Raw genomic sequence first — 17,941 nt, forward strand, 5'->3', positions numbered from 1 at the left:
AATGTTCAAATTGGATAACGTTGAATCCATCAAGAAAGCAATACGCGTTGACTATGATTTTGACGATGACTTAATTATGGAAGTTTATTTGCCTGGCGCTATCAATGAAGTGAAAACGGCTGTTTCTTTAGATAGTGAGGATGAGCCTTTTTACAAAGATAATCCGACGTTTAATTTAGCAGTATTGAATATCATTGCTCATCACAATGATAATCGTTCTATTACTTCTAATGAGCAAAGTTTCGATATACCAGCATCTTCAATAAAATTAGTGCAAACATTACGTAGTGATCTTGCTAAATGGCGCAGAGATAACATCGAGGTGATAGCCGATGAATCTTAACCAATTAGATTATAGAGTTACTTTTTACGAAAATGTTAATGATGGTCCAGAAGCTGGCATGGGTGGTTTTCAACCTATATATAGTTGTTTCAGTGGACTATATGAACCTACTCAAAAAGATGTTCAATTAGGCAACTTAGAGCTTAGTAAAAGGTCAGTTACATTAAATATTAGAAATGCACAACCTCAATTTATACCTAACGTAAATCAAACGTTTGAAATACAAAATGGTATTTATGCAGGGTTGTTTTTTAATGTCAAAAATGTAGCCCCTGCTAAGACGCCTAATTACGTAAAAGTGGTGGGTGAAGAACAATGAAGGCAACATTACGCGGCGCAAAGGAATTACAGAGTGAACTTGAACGTAGGCTTGGAAAACGTAAGATGCAAAAAATTACTGATTACGCCTTAACAAAAGGCGGAGGCGTGGTTGCATCTATTATTGCTAGAGATATGCGTTCATTTGCAGGCACTGGTAAGTCTTTCAAATCAACAACTGTATCTAAACCCGAAACTGTGGGTGGTGTTCGTGAAGTAAAAATTCACTGGAACAGTAATGTGCCTGGTGAACGTTATCGTATTATACACCTTAACGAATATGGCCATTTTGACCGCTCTGGTAAGTGGGTTAACACTGCTGGTAAAGGTGTTATAGAAAATGCAATGCGAAAAGGCAGAGAAACATATTTTGCCACAATTAAATCAGAATTAGCTAGGAGGGTGTAAATGGATGACATCACAATGAAGATATATGAAGCGATTATAGATAATAAAGAAATTATGGAACATGTTCCTAAGAACAACATTAAATTTTTTGATTATCCAAACGCACAAGAAATCAAAGATGTAGTGATTGTTATAGATCCATTAGACACACCTACACCTTCTGATTTTGCAGATAATGACAATTTAACTTACGAATATTTTTATCAAATAGATGTATTTGTAAAACAAAAGCAAGGCGTAAACGGACGAGTCCTATCAGATAGGCTCGTTTTTTTATTGCAAAGAATGATGTGGGAAAAATTGGGGTTCGGCGAAACGTCCTCAATGAAACCTGAATACGTCAAAGATTTCAACATATACCGACAAGCAAAAAGGTTTGAAGGTAAACAATATTTCAAATTATAGGAGTGTTTTAATATGGCAGAGAAAAACTACCGTTCATTTACAGGTTTAACAGAATTTTATTACAAAGTGCATGGTGAAGATGTACAACAAGTTACTGACCCAGAACGTATTAAATATTTACAAGAGATTTCAGTATCAAAAGATCAAGATATTGAAAAAGCATACGGTGATAACCAAGTAGCAGAAATGGCGGTTGCTAACGGAACAATTGAAGTAGAAGCTGGTTTCCATAAACTTCCATTAGAAGATAGAGTGGCTTTATTTGGTTTAGAAAAATCAGAAGATGGCATTGTATCTGTGGGTAACGATACACCTCCATATGTAGCAGTTATGTTCGCTAAGACTATGGAAGATGGTTCTCGTGAATATGTTGGATTACCTAAAGGATTATTCACATTCCCAGAACTAGAAGGTAACACTAAAGAAGATGGTGTTGAATTCAGTTCAGACTCTACTACTGCAGAATTCATGCAAGCACCAGTTAAAGGATTTGAAGAAGAAAAAGCTATGTTACTTGGCCATGATGCAAAAGGAACATCAGTTATGAAAGATGCTATTTGGGAAGCTATCTTTGGTGAATCTGCAGAAAGTAGTAATTCAGATGAAGGAACAAGTACACCAGAAGAAGAACTAGGCGCATAACATACAGGAGGTTTGATTATGGCTAAGAAAAAATATGAAGTATTACACAAATTCATTGATCTAGAAGATAAGAACAAAGTTTATAATGCTGGCGATACTTATCCTAAACCAGCAAACAAAAAGATAACTCATGACCGCATATTAGACCTTACTACAAGTGATAATAAACGTGGCATGGTGTTAATTAAAGAAATAGAAGAATAACTATTAACGAGGGCTTTATGCCCTCTTTTTATTTGCAAATAAAAATTAAAGGAGACTAGCTATGAAAAAATTAATCGACTTTTTCAAAAAGAAGAAAAAAGAAACTGATTTATTAGTCATCACTCAGAAGGATATTAATTCTGTACCAACCGTGATTTATCAAGGTAAAAAAATCCCATTAAAACAGCGAATTAACTTTGAGTGGGATACGAAAGATCTAGATAAACCTTATGGCACAGCATTTAGCGTTCAATATACAGACGATGCTGAAGAAGGATATCGACAAATTACAGAATGTTATACGCATCCCAGTAAAACAGAACTTCTTGAGGGAGTGATATACACAACTGGTTTACATGCTATAGCTGAAAACGAGCAACCAGAATCCATCATACCTATTAATAATAAATAAAAATTAAATTTAAAGGAGTAATTATAAATGGCTAAACGTAATTTTATTAAATTAATTCAAATCGACAAAAAAGGTAACGCAGTAACAGATACAGAAGGTAACGCAAAATTTGACACATATATTACACCTACTCAAATTCCATTCCGTAAAATATACGATGCTGCTGATTTAATGGACGGCGCATCAGATGAAAATACTTCTGCACAAGAAAACATCGACCAAATGTTAGATATGGTGGTTGATATTTATAACAACCAATTTACTAAAGATGACTTGCTAGACAGACTTCACGCACCAGATGCAGTAGAAGAATTGCAAGGGCAAATCGAATTTATCGCACAAGGACAAATGGACGAAGAAAGAAAAAAGGAACTAGCGAGAATAATTTAAAGTCACTCACTTGGTCCGAACATAAAAAGAATATGAAAAAAATCATGCTACAGATGATGAAAGATGGCGGGAAGGATATCAACGAAATACTAGATATGCCTTTCGCCTTTTTTATGGAATTAGTAGATGAAAGTAATCAAAAAAATGTTAAGAAAACAGAAAGTATGCTCGATGCATTTATGTAAGTCATCTCAAAGATTGGAGGTGGAATAATGGCAGAAAGAATAAAAGGGCTGCAGATAGATTTAAGTCTTAATGATATGGATGTTAGTAAAAAACTTTCAAACGTTAAGCGAGAGTTTAGAGCTTTAGATAGCAGTATGAAGGTATCTAATAATAACTTTAAATATGGCAATAAATCTGCTGCAGCCTATAAAGACCGTATGAGTGAACTACAGACAGCTGTAGATGGCAGTTCTAAACATTTAGAGCAGCTAAAAAGAAGGCATTCAGAAGTATCTGCAGAACAAGGTGCAGGATCTAAAGCTGCCTTAGATTTAGCAAATCAGATTAACAAAGAAACTAACGCTTTTAATATGTACAAAAGTCAATTGAGTAGCGTCACAAAAGAATACCAACAAAACTTCTCAATGTTGGGTAAATTAAGTAAATCGTTTGGGTCTATTGGTTCTGGACTACAAGGTGTCGGACAAAAAGCGCAAGACATGGGAAGGTCTCTCTCTAATAGTATTACTAAACCCGCATTGATTGCTGGTACTGCTATGGCTGGTATCACAGCAAAGTTAGGGTTTGATAGATTGGTCGGATTAGACAGCGCTAAAGCTAAGCTTGAAGGACTAGGCTATTCTACAAAAGAAGTAGGTTCAATCACTGACCAAGTAGCGAAAGCTATTGAAGGTGGAATGACTACAATGGCAGAAGGTACTGATGTTGCAGCAGGTGCTTTAGCAGCAGGGGTCAAAGAAGGAAAGGACTTAGAGAAATACATCAAACTTGTTGGTGATGCTGCAGTTGGTAGTAATAGGCCAGTATCTGAAATGGCTATGATATTTAACCGTGTGCAAGGTCAAGGCAAACTCATGACCCAAGAATTAAACATGGTTGAAGAAGGTATGCCAGGTTTTAGTAATGCTATGGCTAAACATTTAGGCGTTTCATATGATGCATTTAGAGAAATGGTTACCAACGGTGAAGTTAGTTCAAAAGAATTCCTAACCGTAATGGATGACTTCGCAGGTGGTATGGCTAGTGCATATTCTAAATCATGGAAAGGTATGCTACAAAATACTAAAGCTTATATTGGCCAAATAGGAGAAAGTCTACTAGGCGGAGTGTTTGAACAAGCTAAAGGGTCACTACATGAGTTTGAAAAGTTACTTAAATCTCCTGGTGCTCAACAGTGGGCAAAAGAAACAGGTGAAAAACTAGGTAAGGCTTTCACTACAATTAGTAATGGTATCCAATCCGTTATAAAATGGTGGCAAGGATTAGACGGTTCTACACAAAAAACATTAGGTGGCATAGTTAAATGGCTTGGCATTACGTTAGTAACTCTAGGTCCAGTTTTAACCATATTTGGTAAATTAGCCAGTACAATTGGTGGAATGTTCGGTGGAATGTCTAGTTTAATCCAATTTTTCATAAGACATAATGCTGCAGCCAAAATATCAGCTGCATCACAAGCAATATGGAATGGTGTTACTGCTACTGCTCGTGGTATAGCAAATGGCTATAGGGTTGCAATGGCAGCGTTAACTACTTCTCAAACAGTACAAGCTATTAAATCGAAAATTGCAGCAACAGCAATGACAATTTGGACTGGTGTTACTAAAGCAGCTGCATTAGCCACACGAGGATTAGGATTAGCAATCAGATTTATGACTGGACCAGTTGGAATAGTTATCACTGTGATTACTGCACTTGTTGGTGCTATTGTTTATCTTTGGAAAACAAATAGTACATTTAGAAATGCTGTAATAGGCGCATGGAATGCAATAAAAAATGCAGCAATTGCAGTTTTCGGATTTATTAAGCCTTATATTATTAATATTTGGAATGCAATTAAAACTTCTACAATTGTTGTTTGGAACGCCATTAAAAACACTGCTATAACAGTATGGAATGCCATCAAATTCGCTGTTCAGCACCCAATCCAAGCGTTAAAAAATATTTTATCTGCTTTATGGAACGGAATGAAAGCAGCAGCAATTAAAATATGGACGTTACTTAAAAATGGTGTAGTTGCAATAATTAAAGCTTATGTTAACCAAGTTAGATCTAACTTTAACTTAGTCAAACGGATTGTGGTAACTATATTTAATGCTATTAAAGCATTTGCCATTAAAGTATGGAATATTATAAAAAATGGCGTATTAAATATTGTAAGAGCTTTAAGAAGTGGTGTAACTAATACATTTAATGCATTAAAAAATGGTATATCAGCTATATTTAATGCAGTTAAGAATTTTGCTATTAAAGTCTGGAATGCTATTAAAAATGGTGTTATAAACCGAGCTAAAGGACTTTGGAATGGCGTTCGCGCTACGTTTAATGCGCTTAAAAAAGGAGTAACTGCAATATTTAATGCAGTGAAAGATTTTGCTCTAAAATTATGGACTTCTGTTAAAAACGGTGTAGTAAATAGAGCTAAAGCTTTATGGTCTGGCGTAAAAAACACATGGAACGGTCTTAAAAAAGGCACTACTAACACATTTAAAGCTGTAGGTAGTTTCATGAGTAATAAATGGAACAGCATTAAGTCAGGAACAGTAAATAAAGCTAAAGCTACTTGGTCGGGTGTGAAAGGTGCTTGGGGTTCGCTCAAAAAAGGAACGACCAACACAATGAACGCAATCGGCGGTTTTATGTCTAAAAAATGGAAGGGTATCAAGAGTGGAACAGTTGATTTAGTTACTGGAATGAAAGATAAAATCACTGGTGTTATGAACAAAATGGGTGATGTTATCAAGTCGGTAACTGGTGATATCAAAGGTTTCTTCTCTGGCATGATAGACAAAGTTAAAGGCGGATTAAACAAACTTATCGATGGTGTGAACTGGGTTGGTGGAAAACTTGGTATGGATAAACTTCCTAAAGTCAAACTCCACACTGGAACAGAACACACTACCACTCAAAATGTTGTAACAAACGGTAAAATAAACCGTGACACATTCGCTACTGTGGGAGATAAAGGACGAGGAAATGGCCCTGGTGGTTTCAGACACGAAGCTATTAAATATCCTAACGGCAAAATGGCTCTTACACCTAATAGAGATACAACAGCATTCCTACCTAAAGGTTCTTCGGTTATGAATGGTGCGCAAACACATTCTATGTTGAATAACATGCCTAAATTTGCTAGTGGTACACTTTCAAACAAAAAACCTAAGAAGAAAAAGAAAGGTGATAACTTCTTTGGTGATGTGGCAACTGGAGTTAAAGCAGGAGCAAAAGTAGCTACTGGTAAAGTTGTCGACGGCGGTAAAGCTGTTGTAAACAAAACGCTTGAAACAGCAGTTAAAGGTAAAAAGTGGATGGAAGATAAAATCGGCGATGTTATGGAGTGGATAGATAAGCCGGGTAAATTACTGGATAAAGTACTTGAAGGTATTGGCTTAAATTTAGACGGTTTCGGTATATCTAAAGCAGCAGAATTGCCATTTGACATGATGAAAGGTATGTTCTCTAAACTTAAAAAAGCTGCAATCGATACATTTACTTCTTGGATGTCAGACGCAGCAGAAGGTGATGGAGGTTACATCGACCTTTCTAAAGGTATTAACTTCCCATTCAGTCCTAACGGTAAAGCTCCAGGATATCCATTTGCAGGCCCTCACATGGGTGTGGATATTAACTATATTTACGACAAACTATATTCTGTTCTAGCTGGTAAAGCTACGGCTCGTAAAGGTTGGAACGGTGGTTTTGGTAACATGGTTGATATTGTAAAAGGAGCTACTAAAGTTATTTACGGTCACATGAGTAAGCATGCATTCAGTGGTAGTAAGAATGTTAAACCTGGTGATTACTTAGGTGTATCTGGTAACTCAGGTAAATCTTCCGGACCTCACTTACACTTTGAAGTTCAAAAGAACGGAACACCTATTGACCCTATCAAATGGCTTAAAGCTAATGATGGCGGAGGTTCTGGTAAATGGAACGGAGACGTTAAGAAGGCACTTAAATTAGCAGGTCTACCTCAATCATCTGCATATATTAATGCTTGGAAGAAACAAATACAAACTGAATCTGGCGGAAATGCTAAGGCTATTGGTGGGACTGATGGTCTTAATGATGGTAGAGCTAAAGGTTTAGTACAAGTAAAACCAGGTACATTTAATGCTTATAAAATACCAGGTCATGGTAACATTATGAATGGTTTAGATAACTTAATTGCTGGCATGAGATACGCAAAATCTCGTTATGGTACTAAAGGTATGTTATCTGCTATCGGCAAAGGTCATGGGTATGCTACAGGCGGGTTAATCAATTCATCTGGTTTATACCAATTAGCAGAAGATGGTCATCCAGAATTTGTTATACCTACTGACCCTAGTAGACAATCTGACGCTATGAAATTACTTGCTATTGCATCGCAGAGAATAGAAAGTAATAAGAAAAATAAACGTCCTAATCAAATGCGCACACCATCTACAGGGGGAAGTAACAGTAACGATAACACAGAATTGTTATTACAAATGATTGCTAATCAACAGAAACAACTTGATGCATTAATGCAAATCGCACGTAGTAACAAGAATATTGAACAACAACCTAAAGGTTTCACTGAACGAGATGTGAGTAAAGCACAAGGTAAAAAAGCGCAAATGATGGCATACAACTTGGGAGGTGCTTTCTAATTTGAAAAAAGAAGTAAGGTTATTTAATGATAACTTTGATATTAAGTTAACCGATACACCTAACTTATTATTTTTAGATCACATTGAAGAAGATGTGGAAGTTAACGCAAATACAACTGAAATCAATGGTACTGATGGTGTACTAATGGGGCCGACTACGTTCGGTCCTTTTAATTTGGTTTTAAATTTCTCGTTTAAAGGTTTAGATACTAACGATTTGAAGTTGTATAAACAAAAGATAAGAAATATCTTATACCAACGTGAACCATATTATGTGTGGCATAGTGATGCACCTGGTAAGAAATATGCAGTGTATTGTGATAGCAATGATAATGATGATTTAACTAACTCATTTGCTACTTTCGAAGTTACTTTCGTTGTTTTTAAAGGTTATTCAGAATCATTAAAAGACACAAGTCAATTTAGTTTATCAAGTGGTGATTGGCAATTTGAAGCAGTTGCTCGAGCTGATGATTCTATTAAATATACACACACTAGCGATTATTTCGATATATATAATGGCTCATCAGATACGATAGACCCTTTGCTAAGGCATAAATTACAAATTCAAATTAAAGCTGATGCACCAAACGGTATTACTATTCGAAATCTAACTACAGAAGATAAATTTGTTTATAAGAAGCCGCTAACACCAAGTAAAACATTAACAATACAAGGCATTCATCCTTTATTAGATGGTAACAGAGTTGGCATTGATACAAATTGGCAATGGATTACACTAGCACCAGGATATAACACCATCAAAATTGAAGACGATAGTATTATTTCGGTTGAAACTAAATGGAGTTTCAACTTTATTTATAGGTAGGTGATTATGTGGACTCATTAATTTTGACAAATAGAAAGCAACAATTTGGAGAAATACTTACAGATTTAGATTATGAATCTTTTAAATATGAGTATGAAAAAAATAACGATAGATCAATTAGTTTCACTATTTTTAAATCTACCGAAAATGCAGATATCTTCGACACGATTACAAATGAAATGTTGTTGTTATGGAAGGATCAATACTATGTTATTAAAAGTACAAAACCTATTTATGATGGGGTTGTATTAAAGAACGAAGTAGAAGCCAAACATATATTTATGGACTTTCAACATCACTATATAGATAAAGATTTAGAAAACGAAGAATTGAATACTGATGAAGATGAAAAAAATAAACCTAATTATACAGTAGAGGAATATATTAACCACATTTTCAAAGGAAATAAAATAGGCTTTAAGTATAAACTCGTTGGTACATTTAACAAACGTATGCCTCTAGACGAATTAGGCGGAAAGAATGGTTTAGAGGCACTCGTGGAAGGTGCTGAATTATTCGGTTATATTTACTTTGCAGACAACAAAACAATTTATATTTATGATGAAGAAACGTTTTATGAACGTTCAGATGAGCCTATTATATATAAGTATAATAATGACGATGCACAAGTAACGATAAACACAGTTGATCTAAAAACCATTATTCGAGGTTTTGGTAAAAAGAAAACTAAATCAGAAACAAAAAACTATAATCCAATAAAGCCTAATGATTTAAGTTATTCTGGACCCTTCATCAAAGAAGGCACTTGGAGAACCGAAAAGATAGGTGCAAGTTATACTAAAGAATTTGAGTGTAAATGGGGAAATGAACGTCTTGAATGGACTTTAAAGAAAATGTCTAAAGGTGGCGTATTAGAAGTATTCATTGACAACCAAAGCAAGGGCGAATTTGAATGTTATAGCAAAAATGCGGAAACAGAAAAAATAATTATAGCAAGTGGTTTAAGTAAAGGTAAGCATACATTTAAAGCAGTATTTAAAAAAGCTAAAAGTGGCGTTGACTATAAAAAGTCAGCGCCTTGTATGTATGTTGGGACAAGTAAATCCACTGTATTGAATTTAACAGCAGTGTTAAAAGGTGAAGATGTGTATCACACTAAAGCGACTTATAAATCACCTAATTATGAATCCTTTGGGCATTTAGAAGCAGCTACAATTTATGATGACGAAGCATTAAATTACGATGATTTAATGAATACGTTGGTAAATGAATTACAAGATGAACCAGTCGTGGAAATCGCTACTAATTATTTAGGCAGTGTTGAAGATAAACACTATATCCAGAGTGGTGATATCAAAGAAAATAGTTTAGTTCGTTTTATTCACAAACCGATGGGTTACAACGTGGAGTTAAAAGTGGTCAAAATAACTGAATCACATCCGATTGTCCCTAAACCAGTTGAAGTTGAATTTAGCAATGCTAGCAAAGATATATTAAAAATTCAATTACAAGAAAGTTTGAAAATCAAAAATATGAATAATTTTGTTATAAGTGAACGAGCAAGAAGAACCAATCAAATTGTGTCTACAAGTAATTATTCAGATTCTGTAGGGAGTGTTTTAATTGGTGAATGAAGCAGAAGTTAGATATTTAGAAGATAAAGAAGGAAATACTTTTATACCTGTAGCCCACGCTGATTATGTTATAGGTTTACCGGAAAATTTGAACGATAGAATAACAAAGTTAGAAAATGACAACTATTATTTATTGAATAGAGTGTATGAATTAGATCGAAAAATAGAAAACTTAGAAAAGGGGGATGGCAATGTATTATCTTAATTTTCCAATTGACTTAGGTCAAGAATACAGACGTATGATGGTTAGTAATTTTAAATATATTATAGAAAATATAAACTATATCAAAGATGACTTTCACTATCATCGTACAGATGAGAAGAACGCTCATACTTCTTCACAAATCAAACATGGTGCTAGAACATCAAAAGAAACATTCGAGGACTTACAGACACAAATTAATCGTTTGGTCTTAGCACCTAGAAATAATAGTGCAAACGAAATTGTACAAGCAAGAGTTAATATGTTTGGTAATCATTTCAATACTCTTAAAGAAAATATTAATGATTGGCAAGAACGTACACATATTAACAAAGAAGAAACAATTTCAGAAATCAACCAAACAAAACAAGAATTGTTAGATATAGAGTATCGCTTTGAACCAGACAAACAAGAATTTTTATATATTACTGATTTAGGCCCTTTGACAAACACTGTTATGCAATATGCCTGGTTTGATGATAGAACTGGCATCATTTATATGTCTCAGGCACAAGGGGATGATTACATGTTATCTCGTTTGAAACCAAATGGAGAATTTATAGATAGTAGTTTGGTAGTAAACGGAGGACATGGAACACACAATGGTTATAGATATATAGGAGATGAATTATGGATTTATTCTCATATAATTGACAATGAGGGAGAAAGAAAAATCGTACGTTTCAAGTATAAACCTAACACTAGAATAGTATATGGTACTTATGGAATGGAAGAAGTGTTTACAGGACATCCAGAAAACCCGTATATTACACCGGTAATAAATGAAAAAGAAGGATTAATCCTTTTTAGAATACAATACCCCAAAGAAGAACGACCAATAAGAAATGCACAAAATTATATTGAAATTAGAAAACTTGAAGATATTGATAATAGAATTGACAATATAATTTATAAAATGGATATACCGGGGAAATACACGTATTTTGGGGATAAAACACAACCTATGCAAGGGGTGGCTTTTGATTCCCAAACATTGTATTGGTATACAGGAAATAGTAATCCTCAAAACAAAAATTACTTAACAGCTTTTGATTTAAAAACACATAAAGAGATATATAGTACAGTAATTGATTATGGTGGTTCTGCTGGTATATATCCAGCAGATTTTGCAGAACCGGAAGGTATGCAACTTTATTATGACAATGAAGGAAGAAAAGCATTGTTGATTGGTTTTTCTGTGGGCGGTTCAAATAATAGAACACATAAAATTTACGGTGCTGCCCAAAGAGGGGTAATAGAAAAGTTGAAATCTCGTGGGGCCCCAGTGCCTTTAACCGATACTGGAGGACGAACGAAATCATTACCAATCGATCCAAATAATTTAAGGCTGTTATCTAAAATAACAGAACCTGGATATTATTATTTATATACCACTCATACTAAAAAGATAGATGATTTTCCCTTGGATAAAAAGTCGAGAGATGCAGGGTGGTTTTTCCAAGTTGAGCCCCCTCAAACGAGTGGGGATGTGCTACAAAGGTTAGTCAGAAATAGTTATAACAGGAACTTACTTACTTTTGAAAGATTTGTTTCCAAACGTGCAGATGATGTTGGTGAATGGAATTTAGTTTATAAAACAGCAGGAGAATGGGAAAGAGTACCTACTCACATTAACAAAATGTCAGATTTAAACATAGTTGGCATGAGTTATTATATGACAACAGAAGACTCTAAAAGAATGAGTGATTTCCCCTCAAGTAAAAAAGGAATTTCAGGATGGGTGATACATGTAGAACCTAGCAATAAGGGAGGTTTTGTACAGAGAGTTGTTAGAAATGTGTCTTCTGTGAGAATGGAAATTCTTTATAAAACTTATCAAGCAAATGGTGATTCCAGTGATTGGTGGATGATACCAGGAGAAAAAGTAAACTAGGAGGATGAATATGAATAATTTAGATAAAAATTCAATTATCAATATGGAAAACACTGCAAAATATCAACCTCGTTCAAAATTAAATGTTAGCTTTTCAACCGCTGATAGAGATTCAGCGGTTTTTGTATTTAATGTAACAAAAGACAACAAACCCTTATTATTGAGTACGGAAAACGTCACTGGTCATATTGCACTAAAACACAGTGATGGGTCATTTGTGAAAGATACCTTGCATTTTACCGAGCCAGATATCAATGGACGATTTGAATATTATCTTCCTAATGATATATTAAAACGTGAAGGTACAGTTACAATGCAAATCTTTATATCTGAAAAAGGCAATTCTAATGTAACTGTAGCTGAACGAATCGTAACGTTCGATATTGAAAAATCAATTATTAGCCAAATTAGTGCGGAAACCAAACTTCAATATATCGTTGAATATGATGAGTTACAGGCTATTATTGCTAATCGTATTACTGATATTGAAGATAATATGGCAAACGCAGAGGATTATGTTTCACAACTAGAACAAGTTAGAGAAAAAGGTTTAACTGATATTGAAATAGCTAAAACCGATAATATTAAAACATTAAATGATTTAGCAGACATACGTTTAGAAGAAATGAATAGTAAAGCAAGTGAGTATTCTAGCAAATTTGATGCTGACAAACAATATATGGATGAAAAACACGAGTCGTTTAAAGAGAGCGTTTTAAATAGTGAAGTTGTTACTCAAGGGGAGTCTGAGGAATGGCAAAAACATAAAATGACACAGAGTAACGGAGATAGAATAAGAATATCTGATATTAACCCTGTAAATTTAGAAAGTGGATATTATCAAATGTGGAGAATGAAAAATGCGCCAGTAGGCAATGATGATAGTGGAACTTATTGGAATATAGACGTTACTACAGCATTTGATGACGTAAAACAAATAAAAGCTGTTTTAAGCTATACAGGGCAAACATTTCAAAAAAATATTCATAAAGGTAATGACAGTGGCTGGAAAAAATTAGTTTCACTACCCCTAGACGAAGAAATAGAAACTCAAAATTCTGCCGAGTCACGTGCTAATGAAACTTTAACAGATGCTAATCAATACACGGATGAACAAATTAATAACAAACACTTTATTCTTTTCGATGGCAACGTAAGTGGTACAGGAAAGGGATTCACACTAGATGATGACATATATAATTATAACATGTTGTTTGTTAGTGGAGAGTTCCCTGGCGGTGTTTTTACCGAACCAGTATTAGTAAAAACTATAGATAATGATTTAGTGATTCAACGATTCAATTTATCAGATGATAGTGGTTCTTTGAGTAAATTTTATGAAACTTTATTAACTGTAATAGATAATAAAAACTTAAAGATTAAACATGATATTGCTTATAATTTTGAAACAAGCAAAGCTATAAGCTCAAGCAATGTTTTTGCTATATACCGAATCGAGGGGTGGAAATAATGCAAATACTGATAAATACCGATGATGAAATTATTAATTATGCAATAGTAGGTGGTTTTGAAGATGGTATTGAAATAAGCAATATACCAGATAACTTTATTGTAAATTTCAAACCTAGATATTATATATTTGAAGACAATGAAATAAAAGTAAATGAAAATTATAAAGAAAAAACAGATGAAATCTATGAACAACCAGAAATAGATTTAGATGAAAATACTAAAGGACTGGATAAAGAGCTTAGAAACATGTTTGCTAGTATGCAGGTACAAATAGTACAAGGGAACATGATGGTTTCACAGTTTTCGGAACAAAATGCAAAACTAGCTCAAGAATTAGCAAGATTACAAAAAGAGTTAGAAGATATGAAGGAGGATAAATAATATGAAATTACTATTTCCAACTTACGAAGATATAAAAACAATGTATGGATGGGGTTCTTACACAAATGACCAAATAAAATGGTTTGTAGATATGGAAGTTATCGATAAAGAAGAATACGCATTAATTACTGGAGAGAAATACCCAGAACAACCACAGGCTTAGGCTTGTGGTTTTAATTTAGATGGAAGTAGGTGAACGCATGAGTGAAAACTTTACAATACACGATAGATTGGCAACTTTATCACTGTTTGGTTTAGGTGTGTTTGTAGATATACGTGGTTTCTACTGGTTTGTAAGACAAGAAGATGTACTTAATGAAAGTGAATTCTATCAAGCATTACATGAAGTTATGCCTATATGGATATGGGGATTACTATTGATTGTATTTGGTACTTGTCTAATCCTAGCAAGTCTATTCTTTGGTAAACGGTCTGTAAACAATACTTCGAACTATTTTATGTTAATAGGTGGCACAGGGAGTGCAATTATCCACTTCTTAATGGCTTCGGCAGGTATATATAATTCACTCAATTGGCTAACACCAGCACAATTTGTAGCTATGACTGCATGGCTTGGATTTGTTGGTTTCTTAGGTGGCTTAGGTATTTATGGACGAAGATAGATACGTTCTAAGACACGAATGGGAAAGGTCAAGGGGTAAGATACACGAACGCATAAACGAAGTAGATAACAAACACACAGACAATTTTAATAGTTTGCTTAATAAAGTAGATAGACAGACATTGCTACAAGAGAAAGCATTTGAATCACAAGCTAGATCTGAGAAACATTTAGAAAAAATGAGTGAATCATTATCGACGGTAGGAACTAGAGTTACTGATTTAGAATACGAAACAAAAAGTCATGAAAAAGAAATTAAAAGTTTGCAAGGAACTGTAGAAGCAGAAGCAAAAGGAAACAGAGAAGTTATTGGCTACTGGTTGGGATTTGCAGGGGTTGTATTAGTCCCACTTATCTCTTTGGTAGCAAATATCTTTTTTAAATAAGTCGGCACATTGTGTCGGCTTTTTATTATGCACAATGACAGGTAAATACATTTCTCGATGCAACACAGGGCGTTTCTCAGCGTCCTGTTTTTATTATAAATGGAGGTTTTTATAAATGGAACAAATTATAGCATTTGCAGGGGTTATTTCTGTAATAACTATTGCACTAACAGAAGTAATAAAACGAACAAAAGCAATTCCGAAAAATATTATACCAATTATTTCAATATTTATTGGTGTGATAGTAGGTGGATTAACTGCTTTTATACCAGAAATTGTTTCTGAACTATCTATTGCTGGTCGATTACTAGCTGGTCTCATAAGTGGACTAATGGCAACTGGTATTTGGGAAACGTTCAAGGATAAGAAAGGATCTAGTAAAGATAATAAGAGTAAAGATGAATTAGGTGGCAATAGTGGTTTACCTAAAAGTTAACAATTAGAGCTGGCGTATATCGTCAGCTTTTTTAATTATATAAAGGAGTGATTTAAATTGAGTAAAACGCAAAAACAGATTAACGACAGATTAAAAGCTTATAAAAAAGGGACAGTAGATAGTCCTTATAGAATTACAAAATTAACTTATCGAGAACCAGGCTATTTGCCAATGCAACCGGGTGCTATTGATGCAGATAAAAGATTTAACGCCCAATGTATGGATCTAATTATTGATTATGTCTTGTGGTTTACTGATAACAAAGTAAAAATGTGGGGTGATGCTAAAGATGCAGTGGATAATAAACTAGGACCTTACTTTACATGGCATGATAATACACCCAATTACGTACCACCCGTTGGCGCAATTGGCGTAGCTAACTTTGGGACACCAGGGTATGAAAAATATGGTCATATTTGGATTGTTTACGCTAAAGCGAATGTTAATACTGTACAAGTTCTAGAACAAAATTGGAATAATGAAGCTAATTTACCACCTAAACTACGCACAGATAATTACTATGGTTGTACTGGTTTCTGGGTGCCTAAGGTAGCTGATAGTAAGAAAACAACTAAGAAAAAGAAAAAACAAGCAAAAAAACAAATGAAGAAATTAAAATATAACCGAGATGAAGTTAAAGGATATAAATTACCTAAACGTGGCTATAAACCTAAAGGCGTAGTCATTCATAATGATGCAGGAAGTTCTTCGGCTATGCAATACCACAATAGTTTAGTAAACGCACCTTATTCAAGATTAGCAATCGGTATAGCACATAGTTATATTAGTGGTGATACTGTTTGGCAAGCATTACCTGAAAGTCGTATCGCATGGGCTACAGCAGACGAAGAAGGTAATAGAGACTATTACAGTTTCGAAGTATGCCAATCGTTTTCAGCGAGTGATAAAACATTTTTAGATAATGAGCAAGCCGTATTCCAAGAAGCAGCGCGTATGTTAAAAAAATGGAAATTACCGGTCAATAGAGACACTGTTAGATTACACAACGAGTTTTCACCTACGCAATGTCCACATAGATCAATGGCACTACACGCCGGTTACACATCAACACAAAGAGCGCCGCAAGATATTGTTAATAAAACAAAAGATTATTTCATTAGCCAAATCAAACAATATTATAACGGGAAAATTCCTAAGGGCTCCACAGTTATAAACAAGCCGACTAGTAACAACAAACTTGCAACTAATACAGGTTGGCAACAAAATGAACATAATACTTGGTATATGTCTGAACAAGCTACGTTCAAAGTAGGTAATGAACCTATAGCAGTACACATGATAGGTCCATTTGTTAACTTAGCAATTAGTGGGTGGTTACAACCTGGTGAATCTATTAAATATGATGAAGTGATGTTACAAGATGGGCATGTATGGGTAGGCTACGATAGTTTTAATGGTAGAAGATATTTACCAATACGTACATGGAATGGAGTAGCTCCTCCTAATCAAGGTTTAGGGAATTTATGGGGAACTATTAGCTAAACTAATTCTCATATGTTACATTATAAATAGAGGCAATGATTATTTATTGACTCACCAATTCTATTTTTTTACGCATGAGGCATCCTTTAGGGGTGCCTTCCTTTATTTTAACTTGATTAAGTTTATAAAAAATGGTAAGTTAATTGCAGAGAGCTTAGACTCCTTTCTATGTAACTTAAAATAATTAATCGTCGAATGAATAGGTGGACTTTCAAGTTCGCCTATTTTTTATTTTATTTGACCGAGTCATTAGAAAGTGATAGTTTATAGATAGACATATATTCACGTTCCTTTATTTTTATTAAAACATGCGAGTATGAAGAGACAGGCCTTTGTGCTTGTCTTTTTTATTAACTTGCATAATTAAAAATTTATGCTAATATAATAAATACGTTGATATAATACCAACTGTATTTATCGTCTCATTTTAAAAATGAGTTTTCACAACACCCCTTTACGGGGTGTATTTTTTATATTATTATATAAATGCGCTTTCAATGATTGTATTTATAGTTCACACTGAGTAGGCACATTGTCCCGTGTCTGCTCTTTTTTTATTTGATTAAACGGAAAAATATGTTAAATTATAAATAGGCTTTAAAGCCACGCAATCCACTGTGATTGACCTTATAATATATTCAGCGTCTCTTTACGAGGCGCTTTTTTATTGTGTATTAT

21 protein-coding genes are annotated in these 17,941 nt (G+C 34.2%); all 21 read left to right on the plus strand.

The genetic code is table 11. The features are described from left to right. The first annotated feature begins 1 nt into the window (after position 1). A complete protein-coding gene (locus KA894_RS04805; protein ID WP_210133787.1) occupies positions 2-343 on the plus strand; it encodes a head-tail connector protein in 342 nt (113 codons plus the stop codon). Beyond that, positions 333-662, plus strand: coding sequence for a hypothetical protein (locus KA894_RS04810; RefSeq protein WP_115342247.1), 330 nt, complete (start codon positions 333-335; stop codon positions 660-662). Before KA894_RS04805 ends, KA894_RS04810 begins: the two co-directional genes overlap by 11 nt. Further along, positions 659-1,069 (plus strand): hypothetical protein, encoded by a 411-nt coding sequence (locus KA894_RS04815; protein WP_210133788.1) that lies wholly within the window; start codon positions 659-661, stop codon positions 1,067-1,069. The genes KA894_RS04810 and KA894_RS04815 overlap by 4 nt, the downstream gene beginning before the upstream one ends. Next, a complete protein-coding gene (locus tag KA894_RS04820; RefSeq protein WP_210133789.1) occupies positions 1,070-1,474 on the plus strand; it encodes a hypothetical protein in 405 nt (134 codons plus the stop codon). Positions 1,475-1,486: 12 nt separating this feature from the next. Next, positions 1,487-2,116, plus strand: coding sequence for a major tail protein (locus KA894_RS04825; RefSeq protein WP_210133790.1), 630 nt, complete (start codon positions 1,487-1,489; stop codon positions 2,114-2,116). An 18-nt stretch (positions 2,117-2,134) separates the two neighbouring features. Then, entirely contained in the window at positions 2,135-2,320 is a 186-nt protein-coding gene (locus KA894_RS04830) for a hypothetical protein (RefSeq protein WP_108909455.1), read from the plus strand. 61 nt (positions 2,321-2,381) lie between these two features. After that, positions 2,382-2,732, plus strand: a complete 351-nt coding sequence (locus KA894_RS04835; RefSeq protein ID WP_210133791.1) for a hypothetical protein — start codon at positions 2,382-2,384, stop codon at positions 2,730-2,732. Between the two features lie 27 nt (positions 2,733-2,759). Then, complete coding sequence (gene gpG / locus KA894_RS04840) at positions 2,760-3,122, plus strand: phage tail assembly chaperone G (RefSeq protein WP_108909453.1); 363 nt, start codon at positions 2,760-2,762, stop codon at positions 3,120-3,122. Between the two features lie 44 nt (positions 3,123-3,166). Beyond that, positions 3,167-3,307, plus strand: a complete 141-nt coding sequence (gene gpGT / locus KA894_RS04845; protein WP_182478042.1) for a phage tail assembly chaperone GT — start codon at positions 3,167-3,169, stop codon at positions 3,305-3,307. Positions 3,308-3,334: 27 nt separating this feature from the next. Further along, a complete protein-coding gene (locus tag KA894_RS04850; protein ID WP_210133792.1) occupies positions 3,335-7,942 on the plus strand; it encodes a tape measure protein in 4,608 nt (1,535 codons plus the stop codon). Position 7,943: 1 nt separating this feature from the next. Continuing rightward, a complete protein-coding gene (locus KA894_RS04855) occupies positions 7,944-8,771 on the plus strand; it encodes a distal tail protein Dit (RefSeq protein ID WP_210133793.1) in 828 nt (275 codons plus the stop codon). A gap of 8 nt (positions 8,772-8,779) precedes the next feature. Next, positions 8,780-10,366: a phage tail protein gene (locus tag KA894_RS04860; protein WP_210133794.1), complete on the plus strand. Its 1,587-nt coding sequence runs from the start codon at positions 8,780-8,782 to the stop codon at positions 10,364-10,366. Next, a complete protein-coding gene (locus tag KA894_RS04865; RefSeq protein WP_210133796.1) occupies positions 10,356-10,571 on the plus strand; it encodes a hypothetical protein in 216 nt (71 codons plus the stop codon). The genes KA894_RS04860 and KA894_RS04865 overlap by 11 nt, the downstream gene beginning before the upstream one ends. Next, positions 10,558-12,462 (plus strand): phage baseplate protein, encoded by a 1,905-nt coding sequence (locus KA894_RS04870; protein WP_210133798.1) that lies wholly within the window; start codon positions 10,558-10,560, stop codon positions 12,460-12,462. Before KA894_RS04865 ends, KA894_RS04870 begins: the two co-directional genes overlap by 14 nt. A 10-nt stretch (positions 12,463-12,472) precedes the next feature. Continuing rightward, positions 12,473-13,933, plus strand: coding sequence for a BppU family phage baseplate upper protein (locus tag KA894_RS04875; RefSeq protein ID WP_210133800.1), 1,461 nt, complete (start codon positions 12,473-12,475; stop codon positions 13,931-13,933). Beyond that, complete coding sequence (locus KA894_RS04880; protein ID WP_210133801.1) at positions 13,933-14,316, plus strand: DUF2977 domain-containing protein; 384 nt, start codon at positions 13,933-13,935, stop codon at positions 14,314-14,316. Before KA894_RS04875 ends, KA894_RS04880 begins: the two co-directional genes overlap by 1 nt. 1 nt (position 14,317) lies before the next feature. Further along, positions 14,318-14,479 carry an XkdX family protein gene (locus KA894_RS04885; protein ID WP_210133803.1) on the plus strand — a complete coding sequence of 54 codons (162 nt, stop codon included), beginning with the start codon at positions 14,318-14,320 and terminating at the stop codon, positions 14,477-14,479. A 37-nt stretch (positions 14,480-14,516) separates the two neighbouring features. Further along, complete coding sequence (locus tag KA894_RS04890; protein ID WP_115342520.1) at positions 14,517-14,939, plus strand: hypothetical protein; 423 nt, start codon at positions 14,517-14,519, stop codon at positions 14,937-14,939. Continuing rightward, the gene (locus KA894_RS04895) at positions 14,926-15,324 is read left to right on the plus strand and encodes a hypothetical protein (RefSeq protein ID WP_210133805.1); all 399 of its coding nucleotides are present in this window, start codon (positions 14,926-14,928) and stop codon (positions 15,322-15,324) included. Before KA894_RS04890 ends, KA894_RS04895 begins: the two co-directional genes overlap by 14 nt. A gap of 115 nt (positions 15,325-15,439) precedes the next feature. After that, complete coding sequence (locus KA894_RS04900) at positions 15,440-15,760, plus strand: holin (protein ID WP_147641501.1); 321 nt, start codon at positions 15,440-15,442, stop codon at positions 15,758-15,760. 57 nt (positions 15,761-15,817) lie between these two features. Then, on the plus strand, positions 15,818-17,263 hold the full coding sequence (locus KA894_RS04905; RefSeq protein WP_103372652.1) for an SH3 domain-containing protein: 1,446 nt from the start codon (positions 15,818-15,820) through the stop codon (positions 17,261-17,263). Positions 17,264-17,941: the final 678 nt, after the last annotated feature.

Origin of the sequence: Staphylococcus sp. GDY8P131P (genome assembly GCF_017891975.1) — a bacterium.
Lineage (GTDB): Bacteria > Bacillota > Bacilli > Staphylococcales > Staphylococcaceae > Staphylococcus > Staphylococcus nepalensis.